18 protein-coding genes are annotated in these 24084 nt (G+C 59.8%); 9 read left to right on the top strand and 9 right to left on the bottom strand.

Features of this window, described 5'->3' with window-relative positions; translation table 11 throughout:
* Window positions 1–8 precede the first annotated feature (8 nt).
* The 3 genes from priA to ATHL_RS15820 are packed head-to-tail and all read left to right on the top strand — an operon-like array spanning window position 9 to window position 5047.
* Window positions 9–2534: a replication restart helicase PriA gene (gene priA, locus ATHL_RS15830; RefSeq protein ID WP_162787765.1), complete on the top strand. Its 2526-nt coding sequence runs from the start codon at window positions 9–11 to the stop codon at window positions 2532–2534.
* Between the two features lie 53 nt (window positions 2535–2587).
* Window positions 2588–3097: a phosphoribosyltransferase gene (locus ATHL_RS15825; protein WP_062195822.1), complete on the top strand. Its 510-nt coding sequence runs from the start codon at window positions 2588–2590 to the stop codon at window positions 3095–3097.
* Between the two features lie 24 nt (window positions 3098–3121).
* Window positions 3122–5047, top strand: coding sequence for an ABC-F family ATP-binding cassette domain-containing protein (locus ATHL_RS15820; RefSeq protein ID WP_062195820.1), 1926 nt, complete (start codon window positions 3122–3124; stop codon window positions 5045–5047).
* Here the strand turns inward: ATHL_RS15820 and ATHL_RS15815 are convergent.
* Together ATHL_RS15815 and ATHL_RS15810 are read right to left on the bottom strand one after the other, a co-directional pair.
* Window positions 5031–6197 (bottom strand): hypothetical protein, encoded by a 1167-nt coding sequence (locus tag ATHL_RS15815; protein ID WP_062195818.1) that lies wholly within the window; start codon window positions 6195–6197, stop codon window positions 5031–5033. The genes ATHL_RS15820 and ATHL_RS15815 overlap by 17 nt on opposite strands.
* Window positions 6198–6344: 147 nt before the next feature.
* Window positions 6345–7979 (bottom strand): alpha-amylase family glycosyl hydrolase, encoded by a 1635-nt coding sequence (locus ATHL_RS15810; RefSeq protein WP_062195816.1) that lies wholly within the window; start codon window positions 7977–7979, stop codon window positions 6345–6347.
* 126 nt (window positions 7980–8105) lie between these two features.
* Between ATHL_RS15810 and ATHL_RS15805 the strand changes: the two genes are divergently transcribed.
* The 3 genes from ATHL_RS15805 to ATHL_RS15795 are packed head-to-tail and all read left to right on the top strand — an operon-like array spanning window position 8106 to window position 13484.
* On the top strand, window positions 8106–11393 hold the full coding sequence (locus ATHL_RS15805) for a tetratricopeptide repeat protein (RefSeq protein WP_084001598.1): 3288 nt from the start codon (window positions 8106–8108) through the stop codon (window positions 11391–11393).
* 16 nt (window positions 11394–11409) lie between these two features.
* Window positions 11410–12396, top strand: a complete 987-nt coding sequence (locus ATHL_RS15800) for a phosphotransferase family protein (RefSeq protein WP_062195812.1) — start codon at window positions 11410–11412, stop codon at window positions 12394–12396.
* A 44-nt stretch (window positions 12397–12440) separates the two neighbouring features.
* Window positions 12441–13484, top strand: a complete 1044-nt coding sequence (locus tag ATHL_RS15795; protein ID WP_062195810.1) for a glycoside hydrolase family 5 protein — start codon at window positions 12441–12443, stop codon at window positions 13482–13484.
* A 61-nt stretch (window positions 13485–13545) separates the two neighbouring features.
* Here the strand turns inward: ATHL_RS15795 and ATHL_RS15790 are convergent, their stop codons facing one another.
* The 4 genes from ATHL_RS15790 to ATHL_RS15775 form a co-directional block, all read right to left on the bottom strand.
* Complete coding sequence (locus tag ATHL_RS15790) at window positions 13546–14010, bottom strand: hypothetical protein (protein WP_062195808.1); 465 nt, start codon at window positions 14008–14010, stop codon at window positions 13546–13548.
* 3 nt (window positions 14011–14013) lie between these two features.
* Complete coding sequence (locus tag ATHL_RS15785; protein WP_062195806.1) at window positions 14014–16131, bottom strand: alpha-galactosidase; 2118 nt, start codon at window positions 16129–16131, stop codon at window positions 14014–14016.
* Window positions 16132–16161: 30 nt separating this feature from the next.
* A complete protein-coding gene (locus ATHL_RS15780; protein ID WP_062195804.1) occupies window positions 16162–16692 on the bottom strand; it encodes an NUDIX hydrolase in 531 nt (176 codons plus the stop codon).
* Between the two features lie 178 nt (window positions 16693–16870).
* Window positions 16871–17512 carry a LysM peptidoglycan-binding domain-containing protein gene (locus ATHL_RS15775; protein ID WP_062195802.1) on the bottom strand — a complete coding sequence of 214 codons (642 nt, stop codon included), beginning with the start codon at window positions 17510–17512 and terminating at the stop codon, window positions 16871–16873.
* Between the two features lie 422 nt (window positions 17513–17934).
* Between ATHL_RS15775 and ATHL_RS15770 the strand changes: the two genes are divergently transcribed.
* Complete coding sequence (locus ATHL_RS15770) at window positions 17935–18525, top strand: hypothetical protein (RefSeq protein ID WP_062195800.1); 591 nt, start codon at window positions 17935–17937, stop codon at window positions 18523–18525.
* Between the two features lie 62 nt (window positions 18526–18587).
* Entirely contained in the window at window positions 18588–19253 is a 666-nt protein-coding gene (locus tag ATHL_RS15765) for an NBR1-Ig-like domain-containing protein (RefSeq protein WP_062195798.1), read from the top strand.
* 3 nt (window positions 19254–19256) lie between these two features.
* Here the strand turns inward: ATHL_RS15765 and ATHL_RS15760 are convergent, their stop codons facing one another.
* Window positions 19257–20489 carry an L-serine ammonia-lyase gene (locus tag ATHL_RS15760; protein ID WP_062195881.1) on the bottom strand — a complete coding sequence of 411 codons (1233 nt, stop codon included), beginning with the start codon at window positions 20487–20489 and terminating at the stop codon, window positions 19257–19259.
* 119 nt (window positions 20490–20608) lie between these two features.
* Between ATHL_RS15760 and ATHL_RS15755 the strand changes: the two genes are divergently transcribed.
* The gene (locus tag ATHL_RS15755; protein ID WP_062195797.1) at window positions 20609–22048 is read left to right on the top strand and encodes an MFS transporter; all 1440 of its coding nucleotides are present in this window, start codon (window positions 20609–20611) and stop codon (window positions 22046–22048) included.
* 83 nt (window positions 22049–22131) lie between these two features.
* Here the strand turns inward: ATHL_RS15755 and ATHL_RS15750 are convergent, their stop codons facing one another.
* Together ATHL_RS15750 and ATHL_RS15745 are read right to left on the bottom strand one after the other, a co-directional pair.
* Window positions 22132–22707, bottom strand: a complete 576-nt coding sequence (locus ATHL_RS15750; RefSeq protein ID WP_062195795.1) for a glycerol-3-phosphate acyltransferase — start codon at window positions 22705–22707, stop codon at window positions 22132–22134.
* A 127-nt stretch (window positions 22708–22834) separates the two neighbouring features.
* Window positions 22835–23923, bottom strand: a complete 1089-nt coding sequence (locus ATHL_RS15745; protein WP_062195794.1) for a tyrosine-protein phosphatase — start codon at window positions 23921–23923, stop codon at window positions 22835–22837.
* Between the last annotated feature and the right edge of the window lie 161 nt (window positions 23924–24084).

Here is a 24084-nt window from a genome sequence, read left to right as displayed (position 1 = left end):
ATGAAGGTATGGCCGTGTATGTTGAAGTGGCGGTAAACCTGCCGGTGACCGTCGGGATGTTTCACTATCACCTGCCTGAGGAGGACTGGGCGCACCATGTTGCCCCGGGCAGTCTGGTGGTGGTGCCTCTGGGAAACAAACAGGTGCAGGGCATCGTCTGGCGCACCCTGGAACATCCCGAAGTGGCCGAAACCCGCCCGGTACTGCAATTGCTCGACCCCTCCCCCGTGCTCACCCCCATCCAGCTGGCACTGGCCGAATGGATGGCGCATGAAACGCTCTACCCGCTGGCCACCTGTTTCGACCTCATGCTCCCGCCGGGGCTCAGCCAGCAGGTGGACCTGCTTTACCGCCTTAACGAACCGGCTCTCCCCTCAGAAGGGCTTACCCCCGTGCAGGCGCGCCTGGTGGCTCTACTGCGCGAACGCGGCCCTCTGCGGAGAAGGCAGATTGATGCCCACCTGCCCAGAGTCAACTGGCGGCCAGTGGCCCAGGCCATGGTGCGCCGCGGCTGGCTGGTGGCTCACGCGGTGTTACTGCCGCCCACTGCACGTCCCAAACAGGCGCGTGCGGTGCGCCTGGCCATCCCTCCCGAAGAGATCGATACCCGTCTGGCGGCCATTCCCCGTCAAAAGCCCCATGTCCTGGCACGCCGGAAGGCTATTTTGACTTTTCTGGCCGGGCAGAATGAGCCGGTGCAACCAGCCTGGGTGTTTGCCAGTGCAGGCGGCGGCAACGCGACTGACCTTCAGCGCCTGGCTGAAGCCGGACTGATCGCCTACGAGGAAGTGGAAATCTGGCGAGACCCTCTGGAAAGGGTTGAATTTGTACTCAACGAAGCCCCCGATCTGACGCGCGACCAGGGAGCCGCCTGGGAAGCAGTGCTAGCGGCCATTCAACGGGCGGCGCAGGGAGAAGCGCCCCCCCCGCACATTCTTCACGGCATCACCGGTTCGGGAAAAACAGAAATCTACCTGCAGGCCGTGGGCGAAACCCTGCGGCAGGGCCGCCAGGCCCTGGTGCTTGTGCCTGAAATTGCCCTCACCCCACAAACCGTACGGCGCTTCGCCGCCCGCTTCCCGGGCAAGGTGGGGCTGGTGCACTCACGCCTCTCCCCCGGTGAACGTTACGATACCTGGCGCAGGGCGCGCTCAGGTGAGCTCCCCATCATCATCGGGCCGCGCAGTGCCCTTTTCATGCCTCTGCCTCATCCCGGGCTGATCGTGCTGGATGAATTTCACGACGAATCCTATTACCAGGAAGACTTCCCCCCTGCCTACTCCGCGGTCGAAGCCGCCCTGGCGCTGGGGCGGCTGGCGCGCGCAGTGGTGTTGCTGGGTTCAGCCACCCCAGACCTTAACCTGCTCTACCGTGCCCGTCAACGCCAGTGGCCGGTACTTTCTCTGCCCACGCGCATCCTGGCTCATCGCCAGGCTGTGGCACACCAGTTCCGGCAGCTGGGGCGCCCCCTGCCAGAGTTAACCCGGGAAGGGGAGCGCGCCATTCTCGACCTTCCCCCCGTGCAGGTGGTGGATATGCGCCAGGAGTTGAAGGCCGGCAACCGCACCATCTTCAGCCGCATCCTGCAAAAAGAGCTGGAGCAGGTGCTGGAAAACGGTCAGCAGGCCATCCTTTTCCTCAACCGGCGAGGAGCGGCCACCTATGTTTTCTGCCGGGCGTGCGGCGCCGTGTTGAAGTGCCCCCGCTGTGACCTGCCCCTCACCTACCATAGCGGGCCAGAAGCCCTCATCTGCCATTCCTGCAATTACCGCCGAAAGCTCCCCGAACGCTGCCCCGCCTGCAACAGCACCTCCATTCGGCAGATGGGTCTGGGCACTGAACGGGTTGAAGCCGAGGTGCAGGCGCGCTTCCCCGGTGTGCGCACCCTGCGCTGGGACTGGGAAACCACCCGCCAGAAAGACAGCCACGACCTCATCCTCTCCCACTTCACCGCTCACCGCGCCGATGTGCTCATCGGCACCCAGATGGTGGCCAAAGGTCTGGATTTGCCCCTCGTCACCCTGGTGGGGGTGATCCTCGCGGATGTGGGCCTGCAACTGCCCGATTACCGCGCCGCGGAACGCGGTTTTCAACTGCTCACTCAGGTGGCCGGGCGCGCCGGACGCAGCCCGCTGGGGGGCAAGGTAGTGCTCCAGACCTACCTGCCCGACCACTACGCCATCCAGGCCGCCAGCCGATACGACTTTGAGGGCTTCATGCGGCAAGAGCTGGCCTACCGCCGAAAGCTGGGGTATCCGCCCTTCGCGCGCCTGGTGCGCCTGGAACTGCGTGATCGAGATGAACGCCGCCTGGAGCAGGAAGCCCGCCGGATGAGCCAGCAGATTCAGACCTGGCTCGACGAGGGCGACTTCCGCGCCACCGAGATCATCGGCCCGGCGCCGTGCTTCTTCAGCCGCCGGGGAGGAGAATACCGCTGGCAAATCATCCTCCGCGGCCCCGACCCGGCCTCGGTACTGCGCGGGCGTCCCCTGGGCGAGTGGTATGTTCAGGTTGACCCGCTTTCGTTGTTATAAGCTATAATTGCGAAAGCCATTATTTGTTTATCCAATCCATACAGGATCGGTTCATGCGGCGAGAAATCTTAACCTGGAACGATGTAGATCAATTAATCGATCATCTCATCCCGCAGTTCGAGGTGGAATTTGAAGCCATGGTGGTGATCACCCATGGCGGTATTGTGCCCGGAGGTATCCTGGCCGAAGCGCTTAAGATCAACGATCTTTTCATGGCTTCAGTAGATTTCCCGGCAGAGATGGAACTGGAAAAACAGCGCGAAAAAACCCGTCTGCTGGCCTGGCCTAAATTCCTGCAATTCCCCGATGAAACCCTGCTGCGTGGTCGGCGCATTCTGGTGGTCGATGACGTCTGGGGTTCGGGGCGCACCATGACCGCTGTCAAGAATCGCATTACCGGCAGCGCCGGGATCGCCTATACCTGCGTGCTCCACTTCAACCCCTACCGCAGTCTGTTTGGAACCCTGCGCCCTGATTATTACGCCGCCGTGACCGACGCTCACATCGTTTACCCGTGGGAGGTCAGGCGTGGCCCTGAAGCAGTGCTCCTGCGTGATTTCTAACCCCCGCCTTCAACGTCGGTTGTTATGTCCCTTTTAACTGCCACCGGTCTGGGGAAATCCTACGGCCCTCTGGATATTTTCAAAGACCTCAACCTCTCGATCCCCCGGCAGGCGCGCATCGGCCTGGTGGGGGCCAACGGGGTGGGTAAAACCACCCTGCTGCGCGTGCTGGCCGGAGAAGAAGAGCCTTCGGAGGGAAAGGTTCACCTTGCCAGAGGGGTGCAGATCGGCTATCTGCCGCAGAACCCTACTCTGGAGAGCACCCGCACCATCTGGGATGAATGCCTGAGCGCCTTCCGCTCCCTGCTTAATCAACAGGCAGAGCTGGCCCGGCTGGAGCACGCCATGAGCCAGCGCCCCGGCGATCATGAACTGATCGAGTCTTATGGGCGGCTGCAGGAAGCCTTTGAGCGGGCAGGAGGGTACACCTTTGAAGCGCGCATCCGCCAGGCACTCACCGGTCTGGGATTCGACGAAGCCGACTACCACCGTCCGCTCAGCCGGGCTTCGGGCGGGGAACGCACCCGGGCTTTTCTGGCGCGCCTGTTGCTCAGCGAGCCCGACCTGCTCCTTCTCGACGAGCCAACCAATCACCTGGATATTCAGGCCGTAGAATGGCTGGAGAATTACCTGCGCGACTGGCCCGGTGCGGTGGTGGTCGTTTCTCATGACCGGTACTTCCTCGACCAGGTAGTCCACGAAATCTGGGAGATGACCCCCGCGCTGGAACAGTACAACGGCAACTACAGCGCCTACCTCCGCCAGCGAGAAGAACGGTATCGACGGCGCATGGAAGAATACGAAGCCCAGCAGGCACTGATCGAAAAAGAGGACGAATTTATCCGGCGGAACATCGCCGGGCAAAACACGCAACAGGCGCGGGGACGCCTCAAGCGGTTGGAGCGCCTGCTCGAAACCGCGCTCATCACCCCGCCCGTTCAGCCGCGCAGTCTGAAGTTCCGCCTTACCCCGGCCATGCGTTCCGGAGATCTGGTGTTACGCACCTCAGGGTTGGGGGTGGGGTATCAGGATGAGGGACGTATCCTTTTCCGCGTGCCCGATCTCACCCTGCGGCGCGGCGAATGCGCCGCAGTCATTGGCCCGAACGGCGCCGGTAAGACCACCTTCCTGAAGACCATTCTGGGGCAAATTCCACCCCTGCAGGGTGAGGTGCTGCTCGGCTCGAGCCTGGAAATCGGTTATTTCGCTCAGGCCCACGAAGGTTTACGCCCCGAGCGAACCCTCATGGAAGAAATTGGCGCCGCGGCCCCGCAAATGCGCCCGGCTGAAATTCGTGACTACCTGGCAAAATTCCTTTTCACCGGCGAAGACGTCTTTAAAAAGGTGGAGGTGCTTTCAGGCGGTGAACGGGGCCGCCTGGCGCTGGCCATTCTGGCGCTCAGCAACGCCAACCTGCTCCTCCTGGATGAGCCAACCAACCACCTCGACCTGCCCTCACAGGAGGTGCTCCAGGCCGTACTGGCGGCGTTCTCAGGCACGATTTTGCTCGTGTCTCACGATCGCTACCTGATCGATGCACTGGCCACGCAGATCTGGGAAGTACTCCCCGAAGCAGGCACGCTGCGCCTGTTCGAAGGGAGTTACAGCCAGTACAAACAGACGCTGGCCGAAGAAGAAGCCGCGCGAACCACCGCTGAAAAACCCGCCCGTCCGGTTGCCCCTCCCACCCGCCGCACCGAAGGACGCTCGACCAACCGCGAACGCCAGCGCCAGCAGCGAATTCAACAGCTCGAACAGGAGATTGAAACCCTGGAAAAACAACTGGCGCAGGTAGGGCGCCTGTTAGAAACTCCCCCGCCCGACCCCGCCAGGGTGCAGGAGCTGGGCCAGCAATATGTGCAACTGCAGGCCACCATTGATGCCCGCCTGCACGAGTGGGATGCCCTTCAGCAGGGGGCCGAACCCTCCGCACCTAGCGCCAGGGCGTGAAAAAAGCCAGCGATCCCACCACCGTATCCCACAATTGATTGAAATAAGGGAACTCCGTAGCGTAGGCCGCCGGTTCATCGGGTTGCGCCACAATGGTGTAAGCCGCGTCATGCACCAGGATCAGCGCCTGCCGCGATGCCCAGGGCCCCTCGGTGTTGCGGAAGGTCACCGCCGGGTACCCCCCGATGGTTATTTCGCTGAGCGATTCAATCCCACCATCGCGCATTTCGATCACCTGGCGGGGGGTCTTACCGGGGAAAACCCCCATCGTTCCCAGAGTCAGCGAGATGCGCACTTCACCGAAGTCCGGGTGATTGAGCACCACCGGCCCACCCTCTACCCTGCCGGGCAAAGCCGGATCGGGTTGAAAGCTTGCCGGATAAAGGAAACAGTAGCCCTCCAGATCATTGCGGTAAAGCGCTGTATCCGCCGTTGGAGACGGACACACCTCATCGGCGCGCACGGTTACACGGTCATTTTCAGGCGGGAAAAACACCAGCGAACCGGTGACGGTCTCCCATAAATGCGTGGCGTCTTCGGCCAGAATGGCTGAGGCCTCGGGCTGGGGGGAGAGAGAAATCTGATACTTTATGCCGTTGGCCACCACAAAAGCCGCTTTTCTGGCGGGAAAGCCCGGCAGGTTGGACAGGATGACCGCCTCCTGACCATCCATGCGGGCAGAGGAGGGTTCATAAGAAGCTTCGCTCCCGGCGGTATAGAGCTGAAACCAGCGTTCGGCATACGCCGCACTGGTCAGGCCATCGGCAGGGCCATTATAAGAAATACCCAGAACCAGTGCGACCGGCTCCATAAAATCTCCCGGCTCGTGCGGCCCAAGGATGGAAAAAGCTTCTTCAGGGCGTAATCCATCGGGCTGAATGGGATAATCCGATGGGTAAAGAAAACAAAATCCGTTTTCCCGGCTGAGGAACAGGCTGGTTGCACCGGAGGGCGTAGGACAGCGCGATGCCGGATCGGTTGTCGCTGAGGGCAAAGTCCTGATCACCGGTGTGGCAGTTCCAGCGCGGGGGCTTGCAGGCGCGGCAGAGTCAGGGGTAGAAGCCTGAGAGCCCAGCACACAGGCCTGCCCCACCAGCAAGAGGACGGAGAAGAGGATAAAAATGGAAGATCGTCGTGAAAGATTTGGCACAGGAGACCCCTTTCGGATCAAAAGACGACGGGGTCAATCATAACTTAATGAGTCAACTTTTTCCAGTTGAATGTTCTTTCTGAACAAAACTTCCTCAAAGCCGATCCTTCGCCCAGCGTGCAAAGGGCCACCTCAGGCCCGGCCCGATCACTCGGACGGACGGTACTGGATGATGATCGTTGAAAAAGGGGCGATCTCTTCAACAGGGCGAAACTCGCTGACCTCTCCCTTCGCTCCCACCCTGAGCCGGGCGGGTGTGCCCTTCCCCAGCAACAGAGCTGGCCTGTATTCCCCGCGCAGAGGGCTTTCTTCCCAGCTCAACGCTGCAGCTGAGACAGGCTCTTTCCCCAGGTTAACCAGCACCAGGATGGTTTCTTTTTCGGCGGTGCGGAGCGAGGCGAACAGGCGGCTGTTGCTGGCCTTCACGGGCACATAGGCTCCGCTACGCAGGGCATAATGCTGGTTCCGAATGGCAATGAGCTGGCGGTAATGGGCAAGCAGAGACGCGTTATCCCTGCTCTGCACGGCTACATTCTTCTGCGGGTAGTCCGGGTTGACCGGCTCCCAGGGTACACCGGTGGTAAAACCAGCCTGCTCATCAGCAGACCACTGCATGGGGGTACGAATGGAAGGGTCGGGTTTCCCGCCGCTCATCCCAATTTCTTCTCCGTAGTAAAGGAAAGGCACTCCGGGAGCGGTAAGCAGAAGGCTGGCGGCCCCCCGCGCCCGATCTTCATCTCCGAGCAGGCGGGTCATCACCCGGGGCTGATCATGGTTGGAAAGGAAAGGCGCGTAGGGGGCATCTCCGTAAATTCGCGCCTGCTGCATCAAGGCTGTGCTCATCCGCCGCCCGTCGTAAAAGCTGACTGCTGAGATCATCTCATCGGCCAGCGGAAAGTTAAACGCCAGGTCCAGCTCACCGTTTTGCACGTAAGGGGCGGTCTGTTCCGAAGGTGACCAGACCTCGCCAACCACCACGGCCTCAGGAGCCAAACCTTTCACAAAGGCGTGAAAAGATTTCAACCAGGCATGCGTTTGGGCGGTGTTCTCCTGAGTCTGCCCATCTTCGATCAGGTGTTTCGCACCGTCCAGGCGGAAGCCATCTACCCCCACATCCTTAAGCCAGAAGGCAGCAATCGACTTGATTTCAGCGGTGACCTCCGGGTTGTTGTAATTCAGATCCGGCATTCCCGACCAGAACACCCCGTAGTAATAACGCCCGTTAAATTCATGCCAGGCCGGGTCACCCCACGGACCAGGATAACCCGGGTTTTCGTCAGCCCACAGGTACCAGTTGCGGTAACGTTCATCCCCCGCAGCTGAAGCCTTAAACCAGGGGTGTTCTACCGAGGTATGATTGATCACAAAATCGATAATCACCTTCATCCCCCGCGCATGAGCCGCCTGAAGCAAGGCTCTGAAATCATCCAGCGTGCCATAATCCGGGTTGACCGTGCGGTAATCAGTGACGTCGTACCCGTGATACGAAGGTGAAGGATGGATGGGCATCAGCCAGAGTGCAGTTACGCCCAGATCGGTCGTGGTTTGAGGATCACCATCGTTGAGATAGTCCAGTTTTTCTATCAGCCCTTTGAAATCACCGATTCCGTCTCCATTGCTGTCGTAAAAACTACGCACGAAAACCTCATAAAACACGGCATCCTTCCACCACACGTCCGAAGGCACATCCTGCCAGGGGCGCTTCTGACAGCCGGTGAGCATGAGGCTTATAAACCAGGAACACACCCACCAGCCCACAACCCACTTCTGGAACCGGCTCATCCTTTGCTCCTTTCAAAAAAGCCGCTTTTTTTCAATTGACGGCCCGTATAATCCATTATACGATTCTTAATGCCGTCCTCGAACCCATCGATTTTTCCCCCGTTTTTCTGCATGAGGTGATCTGCTATGGGAGCATCCAGGAATTCTGTCACAGTGCGGGTTGAACGCATGACCATCCCCACCTACCCGGCCTTCCCGCCCGATCCTAACCCCATGTTCTTCGAAAACCGTAACATCCAGGGGGCGAAAGGTAATATCTACCCCCACCCCTACATCGACCGTCTTTCGAGTGAGAAGGTAGAGCGGGATTACACCGCCGTGGTGCTGGAAAACGAATATCTTCAGATGATCCTGCTCCCTGAGCTCGGCGGGCGCATCTTCGCCGGGCTGGACAAAACCAACCGGTATGACTTTTTCTACCGCCACAGGGTGATCAAGCCCGCGCTCATCGGGCTCTTCGGGCCGTGGATTTCGGGCGGGGTGGAATTCAACTGGCCCCAGCACCATCGCCCCACCACCTTCGACCCCACCCACTTTGCCATCGAAGAACACCCCGATGGCGCCATTACTGTGTGGATGGGTGAACACGAGCCGCTCCAGCGCACCAAAGGAATGGTGGGAATCTGCCTGCACCCGGGCAAGGCCTTTGTCGAGACAAAGGCGCGGCTCTATAACCGCACCCCCTTCCCGCAGACCTTCATGTGGTGGGCCAACGCCGGGGTGCACATCAACGAACAGTACCAGGTCATCTTCCCTCCTGACGTGCATTACGCGGTCTACCATGTCAAAAACCCGGTCACCAGTTACCCCATCGCGCGCGGCGAGTTCAACGGCTGGGATTACGGCGAGGGCACCGACATCAGTTACTGGGCCAATTCACCGGTGGCCACTTCTTTCTTTGCCGGGCCTTCGCGTTACCCGTTTTTTGGCGGGTACGATCATGCCCGCCGCGCCGGGGTGGTGCACGTGGCAGACCCGGGCATCTCACCGGGGAAAAAATTCTTCACCTGGGGCAATGGAGATTTCGGGCATCAGTGGCAACGCAACCTCATGGACGACACCGGCGAATATCTGGAGCTGATGGCCGGGGTCTACACCGACAACCAGCCCGATTTCTCATGGATCATGCCCTACGAGACGAAAACCTTCAGCCAGTTCTGGTTCCCTGTGCAGGAGATCGGCGGGGTGAAAAACGCCAATCTGCATGGAGCGCTCAACCTGGAGGTGCTCGAGGGAGAAGCCAGCGTGGGTGTGTACGCCGTAGAGGCCCTGGAGGACGCGCGAGTGCGGCTGACTGCCGGAGCGCAGACCCTCCTTGATGAGTCCGTTTCGCTGGGGCCGGGTCGTCCCTTCACAGCCCGTGTGGCCCTGCCCGCAGGGATCACTGAACAGGAACTTTGCCTGTGCCTGCTCTCCCCCACCGGCGAGGTACTGATCCAGTACCGGCCTGAACCACCCTGGGATGGCACTATGGCCGAACCCTACAAACCCCCGCTCTCTCCGCAAGAAACAGTGGAGATTGAACAGCTTTATTTGAGCGGCCTGCACATCGAGCAATACCGCCATCCAACCCTCTCGGCAGAAGCTTACTGGGAAGAAGCCCTGCGCCGCGACCCGGGCGAATCGCGTTGCCACATTGCTCTGGGGCGTTCGTTCCTGCGGCGCGGTCTGTTCGCCGAGGCTGAAGCGCACTTCCATAAGGCGGTGGAGCGCCTTACTTCCTGGAACTATAACCCCTACGACGGCGAAGCTCATTATGGGCTGGGGCTGGCGCTCTTCTACCAGCAGCGATACGATGAAGCCCGCCCGGCTTTTGCCAAAGCCACCTGGAATGCCGGATGGAAAGCCCCGGCTTCTCTGGCACTGGCTCAGCTCGATCTGCGGGAGGGCAACCCGGCCGCCGCCCTGGAGCGCCTGCGGCAGGCCTTTTCGGTGAACATGGAATGCCTTAAAACGCGTCATCTCATGACTGCAACCCTGCGGCGACAGGGAGATCTGGCCGCCGCAGAGAAGCTAGCCGCGGAGACGGCCGCCCTCGACCGGCTGGACGCAGGGTCACGCCTTGAGCGAATCCTCATCGCCAGAGCGCAGGGAAACACTGCGCTGGCGGAACAGTACCTGAAAGAATTCCGCCAGATCACCGGAGATGATATCCAGCTTTACCTTGATCTCGCTTTCGATTATGCCTCAGCCGGGCTCTACGCCGAAGCCACCTCTCTGCTGGAGCTGGCGGCTGAGATCTCTCCCCTTTACCCGATGGTTGCCTACACCCTGGGCTGGCTGGCTGAGAAACAGGGCAAAACAGAGCAGGCCAGCAGGTGGTATGCGCAGGCATCCGGGGCCAGCCCGAAGTACTGTTTTCCGTGGCGGCTGGAAGAAATGACCGTGCTGGAAGCGGCCCTTAAAGCCAACCCGCAGGATGCCCGCGCCCATTCTTACCTCGGCAACCTTTTGTACGATAAACGCCGCCACGCTGAGGCCGTCACCCACTGGAAAGAAGCCGCTCGGGGCGAACCCAACTTTTCGATCCCGTGGCGCAACCTGGGGCTGGCCGCTTATAACCTTGAAAAAGACCTCGATACCGCCCTGGAACATTACCAGAAGGCCCTGCAGGCCGCCCCACAGGACCCACGTCTGCTCATGGAGTACGACGGACTGCTGCGCCGAAAAGCGGTTGACCCGGCAGAGCGCCTGGCCCTGCTGGAGAGCCGTCGGGAGGTGGTAGACCAGCGTGACGACCTCGTGGTCACCCTCATGAGCCTTTACAACCGCCTGGGGCAACCCGAAAAAACCCTCGAGATCGCCACCCGGCGCACCTTCCATGCCTGGGAAGGCGGTGAGGGGAGCGTCTCGGGGCAGTACACCGATGCCCACTGGCTCATTGGCCGCCGCGCGCTGGAAGGCGGCGATGCCCTGACCGCCCTTCACCACCTGGAGGAAGCCACCCGCTTCCCGGCGAACCTCGGTGAGCACCCGTGGGATGGGATCATCGCCCATGCCGTTTACTACCGGGGATTGGCGCTTTTGGCTCTGAACCGGAGGGATGACGCCCGCGCCGCGTTTGAATGGATAATTGACCCAAAGCGGCACCTGGAGCACTTTTCTCCCTGCTTTGGGCTGGCACTGATCCAGCTTGGCCGCCCCGATGAAGGCCGCGCCGCCCTGAAGGAACTAAAACGCCGCGCTGAAAAAGCCGCAGAAGAGCCCTTCCGCTGGAATTATTTCTATTCCGGCCACCCCAGCCCGGTTTTCGATGACGATCAGCAAAAAATTCATCGCCTTAATCAGACTCTCATCGCCGGGCTGGCCGCCGCCGCCCTGAAGGACCGCCCCGGTGCAAAGAGCGCACTCGGCCTGGTGCTCGCCCTCGACCCGGCCAACCTCTATGCCTGGGAAGAATACCGGAGGTTATGACCCGTAGAAACCGGCCATGACTCACCCGCTCGATCACCTCTCCACCCGCGAGGGCTACGTGCGCCTGTTTGCCGACGTTGCCTTCTGGCGGCCTTACGTGCGTGAGGTGTGCCGTCGCCATCGCTTCACTCCCTGCGAGGTCATCCGCACCGGAATCGTCGGCACCTATCCGGTGTTCATCGTGGAAGAGCGCTGGCTGGTCAAATTTTATGGGCGGTTATTGGATGGTGAACGCGGATTCATGGCAGAACAGGCCGCCGCCGAACTCTTACGCGCCCGTCCGGTGTTGCCCACCCCGGCCTTACTGGCCTCAGGCGCGCTTGAACCGCCCGGCGCCGACTGGCACTGGCCCTATCTGATCTTTGAATTGCTCCCCGGTGTGAGCCTGGGGGAGGTTTGGGCCGCAATCTCCCATGCCGAGCGCCTCTCCATCGCCCGCCAGATGGGCGCCTGGCTGCGCGCACTGCACTCCCTGCCGCTACCGGCAGAAGGCGCTTTTGAAACCGACTGGGGGGCGTATCTCCACTTTCTGGACGGTCAGCGCAAAGGCTGTGCCGGACGTCAGCGTGCGTGGGGAACCCTGCCCGCTTCCCTCTGTGATGAGATCGAGTCTTTCCTTTGCCCAACCCATCATTTCCTTCTGCCCGGAGAAGCCCCTCACCTCGTCCACGCCGACCTCACCGCCGATCACCTTCTGGGGCGGCTGGTTGACGGCCACTGGGAAACCGCCGGGATCATTGATTTTGGCGACGCTCGCACCGGAAGCCTGTTCTATGAATTGCCCGCACTGCACCTTCAGGGATGGGGCGGTGAAAAACCCCTGCTGGAGGCCTTTCTCGACGCCTATGGCTACTGCGGCCCCACCGGCACGGCATTTGCTCATCGCGCCATGAGCGCCAGCCTTCTCCATCTATTCAACGTGTTCGACAGCCCCGCCTGCCGCGCTGTTCTGAGCCGGGTCAAAAGCCTGGAAGAACTGGCCGGGGTATGGTGGGGCGTTTGAGGATCGAAAATTGTGATTCACCTTTTTCACCGGGAGGATAATCTATGGAAAACTTCAGTGGATTTCAGGTAGGGGTCAACCTGGGCGGATGGATTTCTCAGTACGGGCATTATGACCATGAACATTTTCGGCGCTTCATCCTCGAAGAAGATATCCAGCGCATCGCCAGCTGGGGTATGGATCACGTTCGCCTGCCGGTTGATTACCCTGTGCTGGAAGACGATGAACACCCCTTTGTCTACAAAGAAAGCGGCTTCGCCTATATTGACTCTTGCATCGAATGGTGCCGCAAAGCCGGGTTGAACCTGGTGCTCGACCTGCACCATGCGCCGGGCTTCAGCTTTTCGACCCTCGATCGCAACACCCTTTTCGACGACCCCGCCGCTCAGGAGCGCTTCCTGGCGCTGTGGGAGGCCATCGCCCGGCGATATGCCGGTGTGGGCAAGCCGGAGCTGATCCTGGAGCTAATGAACGAAGTGGTTCTGCCCACCAGCGACCCGTGGAATCGCCTGGCGCACCGCGCCGTGGAGCGCATCCGCGCCGTGGATCGTCATCGCTGGATCATGATCGGGGGCAACTGGTACAACTCGGCCTGGAAGCTCAAAGAGATCGCACGTGTGGATGACCCGCACATCGTCTACACCTTCCATTTTTACGAACCCATGCCCTTCACCCATCAGCGCGCCCCCTGGGTAGACTTCCTGAAGGCCTACGACAGAGTCACGGAATTCCCCGGCGACCTGCCCGGGCTGGAAGAATTTTTACAAAACCATCCGCAATATCAGGAAGCCTTCGCCGCTTACCGCGGCAAGCGCATGGATGAAGCCATGTTGCGTTATTTCCTTCAACCAGCGGTGGACTTCCTGAACGAAACCCATCTGCCCCTTTACTGCGGTGAATACGGAGCCATTGATCATGCGCCGCTGACCAGCCGGTTGAACTGGCACCGCGCCTTCTGCGATCTGCTCAACCAGCATGGCATCGGCCGGGCGGTGTGGTCGTACAAAGAAATGAACTTCGCCCTTGTGCGCCTGGATGGCTCGCTCGTCAGCGAAGAACTGGTGAAGATCGTCAGCTCCAGAGGGTAATTCCCCCCTGCAGGATGAACAAACCGGCGCGGTATTTTTACCGCGCCGGAAAAACACCCTGCTAAAAACGAATCCAGGGGCGGGGAACCCCGCTGAATGGCCAGGGGATGGCCAGAAGCACTACCAGCAACGCCAGCCCATACCACACCAGGGCGCGGCGATGGCGAAGGGAAGCATCGCTGGCTTTTCGCACCCTGGCGCGCCCGATGTGCGCCAGCACCAGCGCCACAATCATCATCCCGATGTGCTCAACAGCAAAAAAGCGCATCGTCAGGTTTTGCATGGCCCCCGAAAAGTTCTGGAAGGCGCTCAGCGTCAGTGGGCTGAAGAAAAGATACAGAATCAGCCCTACCAGCACCTGCAAATCCATCACCATCGTGAACCAGAACCCCGCCCGATCATCCAGGGGGGCCCAGCTCTTCTTTCCGAACCAGCCCATCGCGGCGCGGATCACGGCAAACAGGGCCGCCGCCAGCAGCAACCAGCGCAGCAGGTTGTGCAGAGGAAGCAAAAAAGAATATCCCATCGATTACCCTCCTTGTCTGTCGGTAGATTCTTTCGGGAGCAGGAAAACCGTCCGCGCACCGTCTCGGCCGAGGTGCACGGTGAGCTTCAGGCGCCCGTCATGGGTCATCTCCCAGGCATCGGCGCCTTTGATCTCGCCCAGTTTCTCAAGGTTGAGGCTCCGGGTAAGGTAAGTAAATTCGCCCGGAGTGGTGGTGAAGAAGGTCACCAGGCCACATCCCGCTTCTGGGTCAATCTTTTCGTGGATCTCCGGGCTGGCGCCGATAAAACCGCGCGTGAGGGGATAGGCCCGCGTCGTGGCCTGCCGAACCCGCTTGTAATCGGCCAGCGCCTGCGCCCAGAATGTGATTTCTTCTTCCGAGAGAGAAAGCAGGTCGCCCCACAGAGCATTCCCGCCCAGCACCAGCGAAGCCAGATTGTTCTCAAGCGAAAGCCGGGGTCCATCGGGTAAAAAGTGCACCATAAACAGGTTGGCCGGAGCCAGCAGATCATACAATGCGTTCCGCCGACACACCCGCGCCCGCGCCGCACCGGGGTAAAAGAACATGTTCATCCAGGCATCTATACCCAGCGATTCGGGCGTATCGAAATCTCTGGCATACGCACCATTGTTAATCAGGAAATACCGCCCCACCGAGAGAAATCCCAGGCCCATAAAGCGCCCGCATTCGGTCACATCGAAATCTATCACCACATCGGGGTAACGTGAGGTGACCTTTTCGGCGATCTGGATGAGATGCAGACCCATCTGATAAGCATAACTATCGGCCCGCTCCTCCGGGGAGTTCTTCTCATTCCCGTGGTGATGATGGGGCGAGTCGCACCCGAATTGCCCGAGGCCATCCCACTTGAAATACATCACCCCCAGCTCCTCACGGAAGCGCAGCATGACACTGGCAAAAGCATCGGCGTAATCGGAAGCCAGGCAGAAAGCAGTGCTCTCCTCGGTTTCCCAGACCACCCAGTGATCGTGGGGATTCCCCTGCCAGGTCATCTCATATTCAGAGTGCTCCGAAAAAATCTTCGATCGCACCCCCACCGCCTGCGGGTTGAACCACAGACCAAGCTTCATTCCGCAGTCCTCCAGCCGGCGTTTTACTTCTTTCAACCCATCCGGGAAGCGCGTGAGGTTCACGTTCCAGTCGCCGGGGCGATCAAACCAGCCAGTATCGATGACGAACGTCTCGATGCCCAGCCGGTGCGCCACATCGATCTCTTTCAGAATACGCTCCAGATGCATGGACTCAAGGTACGGCTTGCCGTGATAAAGGTGGTTGCGCTCCTGAAAATTCCAGGTGTTGTAAGCAAGGAAGGGCTGGCGCGAGGCAACGCTCATGCTGACTTCGTGGTGCAAAAAGCTTCGATACCGCTGGAGCAGGTCTCCAAGCTGGCCTTCCACTAACCCGACTTCAAACCAGACCGACTCAAAGGCCTGGTCGGGGCCAACCGGCTGGCCGTGGAAGTAATTGCCTTTTCGGGCATTGAGGAGAAGCTGACGCCCCCCGCTTTCGTCCTCCGTTAAAGTGAAGGCAAGGAATGAATCGGGGTAATCCGCCCCATGTTCGTAAGCCACCAGAAAGCTGGATTCCGGGCTATCCAGCAGGAGGAGCGGGCCGGGGAAGACCTGCCCGGTAAACGTATCTTCCAGCGGGTAATACTCTACCCCGGGCAGGTACGAATGAAGCACCGGCTCATACTGACTGAAAGCAACCTCAGAAAGCCCCTCCACCAGGCCCGGGGGCAGCTTCAACCCGAAGTACGTCAGGTGATTCTGGCCGCTGACCCTGGTCAACTGGCAGGGGGCAGAAGCCGTCAGGCGGAAGCGCATCCGCAGGATCTCTGAATTATGGTAACTGCGGAAGGTAATGCGCAGGTAAAGATCAGGATCACCGACAGAGGTAAAGCCCAGCTGAAGGTCTTCCCAGCCTCCTTTGTGAGTACGCTGACCGGTGACATGATGGAAGAGGAAGTTTCCGCGCGTTTCTCCGTTGACCTCGAAAACCGGGCTGGTGAACGTGTAAACGCGATCCTGACGGTTGAGATGCGCCAGCGAGATAAACGCGCCGGGCACGTACGCCTCTAGCAGATGGGTTCCGAAGGTGAAACGGGTGGTAAGGAACATAACTGGAATGCCTTTCAGAGAAGATACGCTTTAGAGAGGGAGGAAAGAGCGCGCCAGCAGGAGGGCCACCAGGGTCTTTCCATCCTGAATTTCTCCCCCCAGAGCCATCGCCACGGCCTGACCGGCTGGCAGGCGCACCAGCTGTAAAAATTCGTCATCGTCCTGCGGAAGGGGATCGGGTGAAAGATGGGTGGCGAGGAACAGGTGCATGTACTCGGTAGAGTAACCGGGAGCCATAAAGAACCCGCCCAGCGAATGAAGCTGGCCCGCGGCAAAGCCCGTCTCTTCGCGGATTTCGCGCGCCGCCCCTTCGGCAGGATCTTCTCCATCCTGCAGTACACCGGCGGGCAGTTCAAGCAATTCGGTGCCAGACCCAACCCGGAATTGCCGCACAAAGAGCACCTCGCCTTCAGCGGTCAATGGGACCACGGTAACGGCGGGGTTATGCTCCACCACATCATACGAACGGGTACGGCCATCGGGCAGGCGCAACTGGTGCAAGGCCACACTGAAGGCCCTTCCATTGTAAACGACGGATCGTTGCAAAAGCTGATGCTTCATCGCGGGGATCTCCTCTCTCAGAGCTTTATTTTACCCTGCCCGAAGACGGTACGCCAGACGAGGGAAGAAACCCGAAAAAGGGAGGCTCCTGGAAGCCGAACCGAAAAGAAAAAAGGCGGGGCTGGCCCCGCCTGATTCTGGATTCAGGGCTTCAATCCTGACCGGCCCCGTATGTGGATTATGGGATCTTCAGTTTCATCCCCACTTTGATATCCGCCGGGCTGCTGAGACCATTCGCCGCCAGAATTCCCTCCGGAGAGACGTCTCCGTAATAGCAGGCGATGGTATAGATAGTATCCCCCGATTTGACGGTGTAATCGGTGTGGGCGCGCAGGGCACGGGCGCCGTGTGCACTGGTGTCCCAGTTGCCGGTCGCGGGGATCTTCAACACCGCTCCCACCTGTGGGCGCGAATTCATATTCAGGCCATTCAGCGCGAAGAAACTGCTCAGATTGAGATCATAACGGCGGGCAATGCAAATGGGCCACTCGCCTTTTTGAAGGGTATAGGTGGTGGGACGCGTCAGTGTGGGAATGGGATTGGCCGCTGGCTGAGCCGCGCCCTGTTCCTGCCCACCGCCTGCCTGCGCTTCTGTTGGCTGCGGGAGGGGTTCAGGGGTGGCAGTAGCCACCGCCGGTTTGGCCGCGGCAGTTTGCGTGGCAAGGGCGTCGGCTACCGGCGTGGAGGTTAGAAAGAGCAACTCGCTGGTCGGCGAGGGGGTAAGGGCAGGCGCTTTGGAAGCGCGCAGGGTGCACGCCGAAGTCAACATCAGCGCAAGGAAGAGGCCCGCCAGAACAACAAATTGCATTCCCTTTTTCATCTTCGTATTCTCCTTCTGTGAATGGCAGGCGCCTGCCGCAAAGAGGAGCGGACAAACGCGGCTCGCATCCTTAAGAAAAGGACCAAACGTATATCTATTAAGATTGCGATTCGATAGTAGCATAAGCGTTCGATTGCGTCAAGCGCATCTGCCGTTTCAAAATGACCGATTGATGATCCATTGCGTTGCAAGAGGAATGCCAGGTTGTTCCGTGAGTAAGATCACGCCTGAAGAATGACAAAATCCATCTACCCGGAAGATTGAAACGCGGTATGATTGGCATCGGAGACGATCAAGAACACACCTCCGTTTTGATCATGGCTGTCTCCTCCTTTGGCGAAAGCCTCCGCTGAGTTTTCACCGCCCTCAGCGGAGGCTGTCGTATTAACTTGATGTACAATGAGAGCAGGAGGAGGATTGGCATGAGTGAGGATTTGCGCGATATTTTACGAAAGGTCGAACAGGGTGAACTGAGCGTCCAGGAAGGGGCGGCCCTCCTTGGTGGAAGCAAGGCTACCCCGCCTCCACCCGATGAGCCACCTCCGCCTGCCGGGCAGGCTATCGAGGACGATCTCGAAGAGCGTCTGGCTTTCTGGAAACGCTGGTGGATGATCCCGCTGTGGGCAGGAATGGGAGTCTTTGCCATAGGGGCGGCGTTGATTGCTCTGGGAGATCTCTATCAGTGGAAGTTCTGGTTTGTTTGCGGTTTCTTTCCTCTGTTGTTCGGGCTGGCCGCCATGCTGGTGGCCTGGTGGAGCCAGAGAGCCCACTGGGTGCATCTGCGCATTCGGGAGCACAGCGGGCACCGGGTGAGTCTTAGCTTCCCCCTTCCTCTCCGCCTCACGCGCTGGGCTTTCCAGCTTTTCGGGCATCGCATTCCGGGGCTGAGCGAACAGCAGGCCGTGCTCGAAAACATCGATCCCCTCCTGAAAGAGATGGATAAAAACCACGATCCCATTGCCGTCGAGGTCAACGAACCCGATGGCGATGAAGTGCGTGTTTACATAACCTGATCCCTGCCCGATCTTAAGCAAAAAGGCCCAAATTCAGTAGAGAAACAGTGGGGAGGCAACCCATGCAGTGGAAATGGAACTGGCTGATCACTTCCGGGATGGTCATTCTGGTGCTGGGGCTGGCTTCTTGCAGGGGCAATACTACGCCCACGTTTGACAGCAAAGCAGCCACGCTGGAGGCCGCGGCCCGGCAAACGGTGGCCGCTTCTGAACAGGCCGCTCTGCTCACTGCACGCGCCAAATTGAACCAGCAGGTCACCCCCAGCCCTACCTTCACCCTGCCCCCTACCCACACACGCACACCCACCCCCACCTTCACCCCAACCATCACGCGCATCCCTTCCAGAACCCCCACTCCGCCACCCTCAGCGACCCCCACAGGCACGCCCTCTCCTTATACGTGCCTGCTGGTAGAACAATCACCCCGGGATGGGGCTACCGTCAAACCTGAGAGCAAGGTAACCGTGCGCTGGACGCTCAAGAACATCGGCACGGCCACCTGGGATGCCAAAGCGATTGACTTTTACCAGGTGGGGGGAGCAAAAATCGCCGAAAAAGGGGTCATTGACCTGCCCCAGACCGTCAAACCGGGAGAAACAGTCGAAGTGGTGGTCGTCCTGAAGATCCCTGAAATCACCGGCCCTTACCGAACCGACTGGAAACTGGTAGAAGTAGAGACTGCCTTCTCTTTCTGCCCGGTGTACATTGAGGTCTGGGCAAGCCCGTGAGGATTAACGCGCCGGGGAGCGCGGGATTCCAGTCTTCGGCGGAAAGCGATAGGTGATGGCCAGCCCGCCACCGGCGGTCTCACGGTAGAGACGGGGCAGGTCACTGCCGGTTTGCTTCATCACTTTGACCACCTCATCGAAAGAAACCCGATGACTGCCATCGGAGTAGTGAGCGAAGGTAGCGCAATCCAGGGCGCGTGTGGCGGCAAAAACGTTGCGCTCAATGCAGGGAATCTGCACCAGGCCGTTCACGGGGTCGCAGGTCAGGCCGAGGTGATGTTCCAGCCCCATCTCTGCGGCATACTCAATCTGACGGATGGTTGCGCCCATCAGCTGGGCCGCGGCGCCTGCAGCCATGGCACAGGCCGCGCCGATTTCACCCTGGCAGCCCACCTCGGCCCCCGAAATAGAAGCATTATGTTTAATGAGGTTGCCGATGAGCCCGGCGGTGGCCAGTGCCCGCAGTATGTGGCGCTCGGTGGTCGAGAGCGTATCCTCAATATGCCGGATCACCGCCGGCAACACACCGCTGGAACCACAGGTGGGAGCGGCGACAATCAATCCGCCGGTGGCATTCTCTTCGGCCACCGCCAGGGCATAGGCAGGCAGAAAGCCCTCCCGCACCATCTTTCCACCGCTCAGGTCGATCTTTCGGTAAAAAGCCCAGGCTCGGCGTGAAACCCCCAGCCCTCCCGGCAACACCCCTTCTTCCTGCAGTCCACGCTCGATCGCCAGATGCATCACCCGGTTAACTTCGGCCAGAAAATCCCAGATTTCCCTCCCCTCACATTGCTCAACATACTCCCAGAAGGTCAAACCGTTGGCCGTGCAATATTTGAGGATCTCACCCATGGTCTGGAAAGGGTAAGGGGACGGACGCTCTGAGGGTTCGTCTTCTGCGCGAAGCGCCCCTCCACCCGTGGAATAAACACGCCAGAAATCTATGGTTTCCCCCTCTTTCGAAAGCGCGGTAAATTCCATACCGTTGGGATGAAGCGGCAACTCCTGATCGGGCAACCAGACGATTTCCACCCGGCGGGGAGAGAGCGCCTCCTGAATGGCTACGTCGGTCAGGTGGCCGCGCCCGGTGGCGGCCAGACTGCCATAAAGGGTGACACGGAACGCATGTGCCTGAGGGTTTCGCGCACCAAACTGTTCCGCTGCAAACCGCGGCGCCATGGTGTGACTGCTGGAAGGCCCATGCCCGATGCGGTAGAGTTCACGAATCGATTCCATGCTTCCATTGTAAACGGTTCTGACCTTCGCGGGGAGGGAAGGGGTGAGCTCCATCTCTGGCTCAAAAAACTGCCCTTTCCGGGGCATCCCTTTTCTCATCTTTTGCTATACTCTTCCTCATGGAAAAACGTGCGCACTGGTACGATCTTCTTCTGGTCAATCTTTTCTGGTTGGGGTTGAACATCCGCAACAATGCGGTGGGAACCATCTTCACCCCCTACCTGCTGGCGGCCTTCGTCTCAGAAGATGTGCGAAACACGTCGCTGGGGGTTATCCGCACCGCCGGGCTGATTATCGCCATGCTGGTGCAACCGGCCATGGGCCTGCTCAGCGACCGTTCCACCTCTCGCTTTGGCAGGCGGCGGCCTTTTATCTTCGTGGGTGTGCTGCTCGACCTGCTCTTCCTGGCCATGATCGCCTACGCCTGGGACTTCTGGGCCCTGCTGGTAGCCACCCTCCTGATCCAGTTCAGCGCAAACATTTCGCACGGCGCCGTGCAGGGGTTAATTCCAGACCTGATTCCCGAAAAACAGCGCGGGGTGGCTTCGGGCATCAAAGGGGTGATGGAGCTTCTCCCGCTCATCCTGGTAGCCCTGACCATTGCCAACCTGGTTGGGGCAGGGCGCTTCAGGCTGGCTGTGCTCGTCACCGGACTGTCTCTGCTGATCATTATGTTGATCACCGTCCTGCTGGTTAAAGAGGAACCCCTGCGCCAGAAACCCGACCTGCCCCTTGCCCCCACGCTCCTGCGCGTGCTGGGAATGCTCGCGGGCATCGCCGCCGGAGCGGCCGCCGGACTGGTGGCTGGCGGCATCCTTGGCGGAATCGCCTGGCTGATGGTTTCACCCCTGGGGGGGAGTCCTCTGGCAAGAGCAGTGGGCATTGGCCTGGGTGGGGCAGTGGCGATGATTGTGGCGGTGGGGGCAGGCGTCTGGGCAGGCACAGCGGCGACCCTCAGCTGGAAGACCGTGCTTCAGAATCGCCCGTTCGTCTGGTGGGTGGTCAACCGCCTCTTCTTTTTCAGCGCCATTACCTCCATTCAGGCCTTTGCGCCTTTCTTCCTGATGTATACCTTCCATATCTCACGTGAGGAAGCCGCACGCATGACCGGCCAGCTAGTGGCGGCGGTGGGTGTGGCCACCATGATCACCGCCCTCCCCGGCGGCTGGCTGGGTGACCGTTTCGGCCACCGGCGAATGACTGCCTGGAGTGGAGTCACTGCGGTCATCGGCACCATCCTGATCCTGGTCATCATCTGGCGCCCCGAAACCTGGTTGCTCTACACCGCTGGCGTGGTGCTGGGGCTGGCCGTGGGGTCATTTACCGCCTCAAACTGGGCCCTGGGCACCAACCTGGTACCTCAGGAAGAAGCCGGACGCTATCTGGGGGTTTCCAATCTGGCCGGAGCGGGGGCCGGCATGGTCGGATCGGGCATTGGCGGTCCGGTAGCCGACCTGCTCAATGGCTATGCTCCCGGCGTGGGGTATTTTGCCCTTTTCGCCGCCTACGCTGTCCTCTTTGCCCTCAGCGTGGTCAGCCTGCGCTGGGTAAAGCGATAATCCAGTTTCCCCAAAAAGAGCCGCCCCCTGCCTCAAAAAGGCCGGGGGCGGTAAACGTTCTCCGCCCAGGGTTTTGGGCGGCATCAGGCGCGGCGCAGACGCTCGCGGCGCGGCTGGTCAAGGTACATTTTCAGCGGGATGGAAAGATTTGCCAGCACAGCATAGGCAATCACCGGCCAGGCTTCGGCCCAGAGGATCATCAGCACCACCTGCAGACCCATGGCGCTGGCCGCGGCAATGTTGGAATTATGCACCACGGCATAAAGCAAACCGTAAACTGATAGACCGATCAGCGTCTCCAGCGGAGCAAAGGCAAGCAGGTTGCCGGTGAGGGTGGCCAGCCCCTGCCCGCCCTGAAACCCGGCAAAGATCGGGAAGTCATGCCCGAGCAGAGAACAACCAGCCGCCCCGATCTTCCAGGCGAGCGAGAGACCAAAGGCATCGGCCAGCATCACAGCCAGGGCGCCTTTGGAAATATCTATGATGGCGATCAGAAGCCCGTATTTAAACCCGAGGACATGGGCGGCATTGCGCGCGCCCATGTTCGCATCGCCTATTTGCCGGATATCCACTCCCGCCACCTGCCGCGAGACGATCAGCGCGGTAGGAAATGACCCCATCAGATAAGCCGCCAGCAGAATCAACCAGGGTGTGAACATCACTCACCTCCTGAAACTGCCTGAAAAAGAGCATCATCGATGAAAGTCTGTTCTAAAAATATTATACCCCGCCAGCTCAACAGCGTTGCGGGGCAGTACATCAATCGGCAGTATGAGAAAAAGCGGGCTAAACCTCGAAAGGTTCAATAAGCCGCAACCGCATACCTTCCAGCGCCTCGTGGGGCACTCCGGCTTCGTGCAGGTAAGCTTCGATGCGTTGTTGCAGGGGGGCTCCGTCACCGCCGTAAGCCTTCAACCCTTCCAGAATATCGTCCAGCCCGAAGCCCTTATCCAGCCGCAGACCGATGCGCGAAAGCGAAGTGAGTTCGTAATCGTGGATCAGGTCGGGCAGGCTCACCCCGAGCATACCGTTGACCAGAAAAGCCAGCGTACCGGTACGGTCGGCACCGGCCCAGCAGTGGATGAGCACCGGGTAGCGATCGGGATCGGCCAGCACCTGAAAGGCGCGGCGAATCGATTCTTTGCCTTCCGGGGTAAAGATATCGCGATAGGCATAGAGCGGGCAGGGCGCCCAGTTCACTCGAGACGGATTGAGCGCAGGAGCCGGAGACTCATCCTCGGCGGTGCCCCGCAGGTCAAGGTCGGTGCGGATGTTCAATTCCTCAACCAGCACCCGCTCGCCTTCGGGCAGCAGCACGGTGTGCGTGTTGAGTTCTGCCGAGCGATACATCAACCCCTGGCGCACCCGGTGATGATCACCCACTTTCCAGCCGCCCAGGTCTCGCACGTTGGGAATACCCGGCACCCGAATCCAGCGCGGCGGGGCGGGATGGGTGACGAACGATGCCACCGGCGACTCGGCGGCAGGTGCTCCCTCGCGGTGCTGAATGACTTTCCAGTAATAGCGGGTGCCTACCATCAGGTTTTTCGCCTCAGCATGGGTGCTGTCGAGCCCGGCAAGAATGAGGGGCTCCTGGAAATCGGGATAGCGGGAGATGATCAGATCGTAACGGGCATGGTCAGGTTCACCGGCTGGCGGCTCCCAGCGAAAAGTGACCGGACGCGGGTGGCTGCGCTCGATGAATTCATCGGCATTCAAAATAGCGCGCCACTCGGCGGCGATATGCTCTCGAATGCTGGGCCAGGCATGACTCTGCAGCGGGGAGGTAAGGGCATCTCCCGAAGGTTCAACCGGTCGAATGACCCTGGGGAGGGAAAGAGAAACGTATTCGTTCGTTGGACTTCCTGGCTTCATGGGAATTGAGTCTACTACAAGCCAAAAGGGAAGTCCAGAGCGCGGATAAACCCGCCACGGTTTTCTCTTTCACCCCCGACTCCAGGAAGGGCAGTCTCACCTCAGGCCTGAAATTCACCCAAACCCTCGCTATTTAGTGGACAAATCACAGGGAACTTGTT

This window comes from Anaerolinea thermolimosa (genome assembly GCF_001050195.2).
GTDB lineage: Bacteria > Chloroflexota > Anaerolineae > Anaerolineales > Anaerolineaceae > Anaerolinea > Anaerolinea thermolimosa.
This window is presented reverse-complemented; position numbering and strand designations above follow the sequence as displayed.

What these genes read in the sequence shown, in the direction of transcription:
- ATHL_RS15785 (WP_062195806.1), bottom strand. Translation starts at nt 16,131, where the DNA reads ATGTTCCTTACCACCCGTTTCACCTTCGGAACCCATCTGCTAGAGGCG.
- ATHL_RS15770 (WP_062195800.1), top strand. Translation starts at nt 17,935, where the DNA reads ATGAGTGAGGATTTGCGCGATATTTTACGAAAGGTCGAACAGGGTGAA.
- ATHL_RS15755 (WP_062195797.1), top strand. Translation starts at nt 20,609, where the DNA reads ATGGAAAAACGTGCGCACTGGTACGATCTTCTTCTGGTCAATCTTTTC.
- ATHL_RS15820 (WP_062195820.1), top strand. Translation starts at nt 3,122, where the DNA reads ATGTCCCTTTTAACTGCCACCGGTCTGGGGAAATCCTACGGCCCTCTG.
- ATHL_RS15750 (WP_062195795.1), bottom strand. Translation starts at nt 22,707, where the DNA reads ATGTTCACACCCTGGTTGATTCTGCTGGCGGCTTATCTGATGGGGTCA.
- ATHL_RS15810 (WP_062195816.1), bottom strand. Translation starts at nt 7,979, where the DNA reads ATGAGCCGGTTCCAGAAGTGGGTTGTGGGCTGGTGGGTGTGTTCCTGG.
- ATHL_RS15780 (WP_062195804.1), bottom strand. Translation starts at nt 16,692, where the DNA reads ATGAAGCATCAGCTTTTGCAACGATCCGTCGTTTACAATGGAAGGGCC.
- ATHL_RS15790 (WP_062195808.1), bottom strand. Translation starts at nt 14,010, where the DNA reads ATGGGATATTCTTTTTTGCTTCCTCTGCACAACCTGCTGCGCTGGTTG.
- ATHL_RS15805 (WP_084001598.1), top strand. Translation starts at nt 8,106, where the DNA reads ATGGGAGCATCCAGGAATTCTGTCACAGTGCGGGTTGAACGCATGACC.
- ATHL_RS15825 (WP_062195822.1), top strand. Translation starts at nt 2,588, where the DNA reads ATGCGGCGAGAAATCTTAACCTGGAACGATGTAGATCAATTAATCGAT.
- ATHL_RS15745 (WP_062195794.1), bottom strand. Translation starts at nt 23,923, where the DNA reads ATGAAGCCAGGAAGTCCAACGAACGAATACGTTTCTCTTTCCCTCCCC.
- ATHL_RS15800 (WP_062195812.1), top strand. Translation starts at nt 11,410, where the DNA reads ATGACTCACCCGCTCGATCACCTCTCCACCCGCGAGGGCTACGTGCGC.
- ATHL_RS15760 (WP_062195881.1), bottom strand. Translation starts at nt 20,489, where the DNA reads ATGGAATCGATTCGTGAACTCTACCGCATCGGGCATGGGCCTTCCAGC.
- priA (WP_162787765.1), top strand. Translation starts at nt 9, where the DNA reads ATGGCCGTGTATGTTGAAGTGGCGGTAAACCTGCCGGTGACCGTCGGG.
- ATHL_RS15775 (WP_062195802.1), bottom strand. Translation starts at nt 17,512, where the DNA reads ATGAAAAAGGGAATGCAATTTGTTGTTCTGGCGGGCCTCTTCCTTGCG.
- ATHL_RS15765 (WP_062195798.1), top strand. Translation starts at nt 18,588, where the DNA reads ATGCAGTGGAAATGGAACTGGCTGATCACTTCCGGGATGGTCATTCTG.
- ATHL_RS15795 (WP_062195810.1), top strand. Translation starts at nt 12,441, where the DNA reads ATGGAAAACTTCAGTGGATTTCAGGTAGGGGTCAACCTGGGCGGATGG.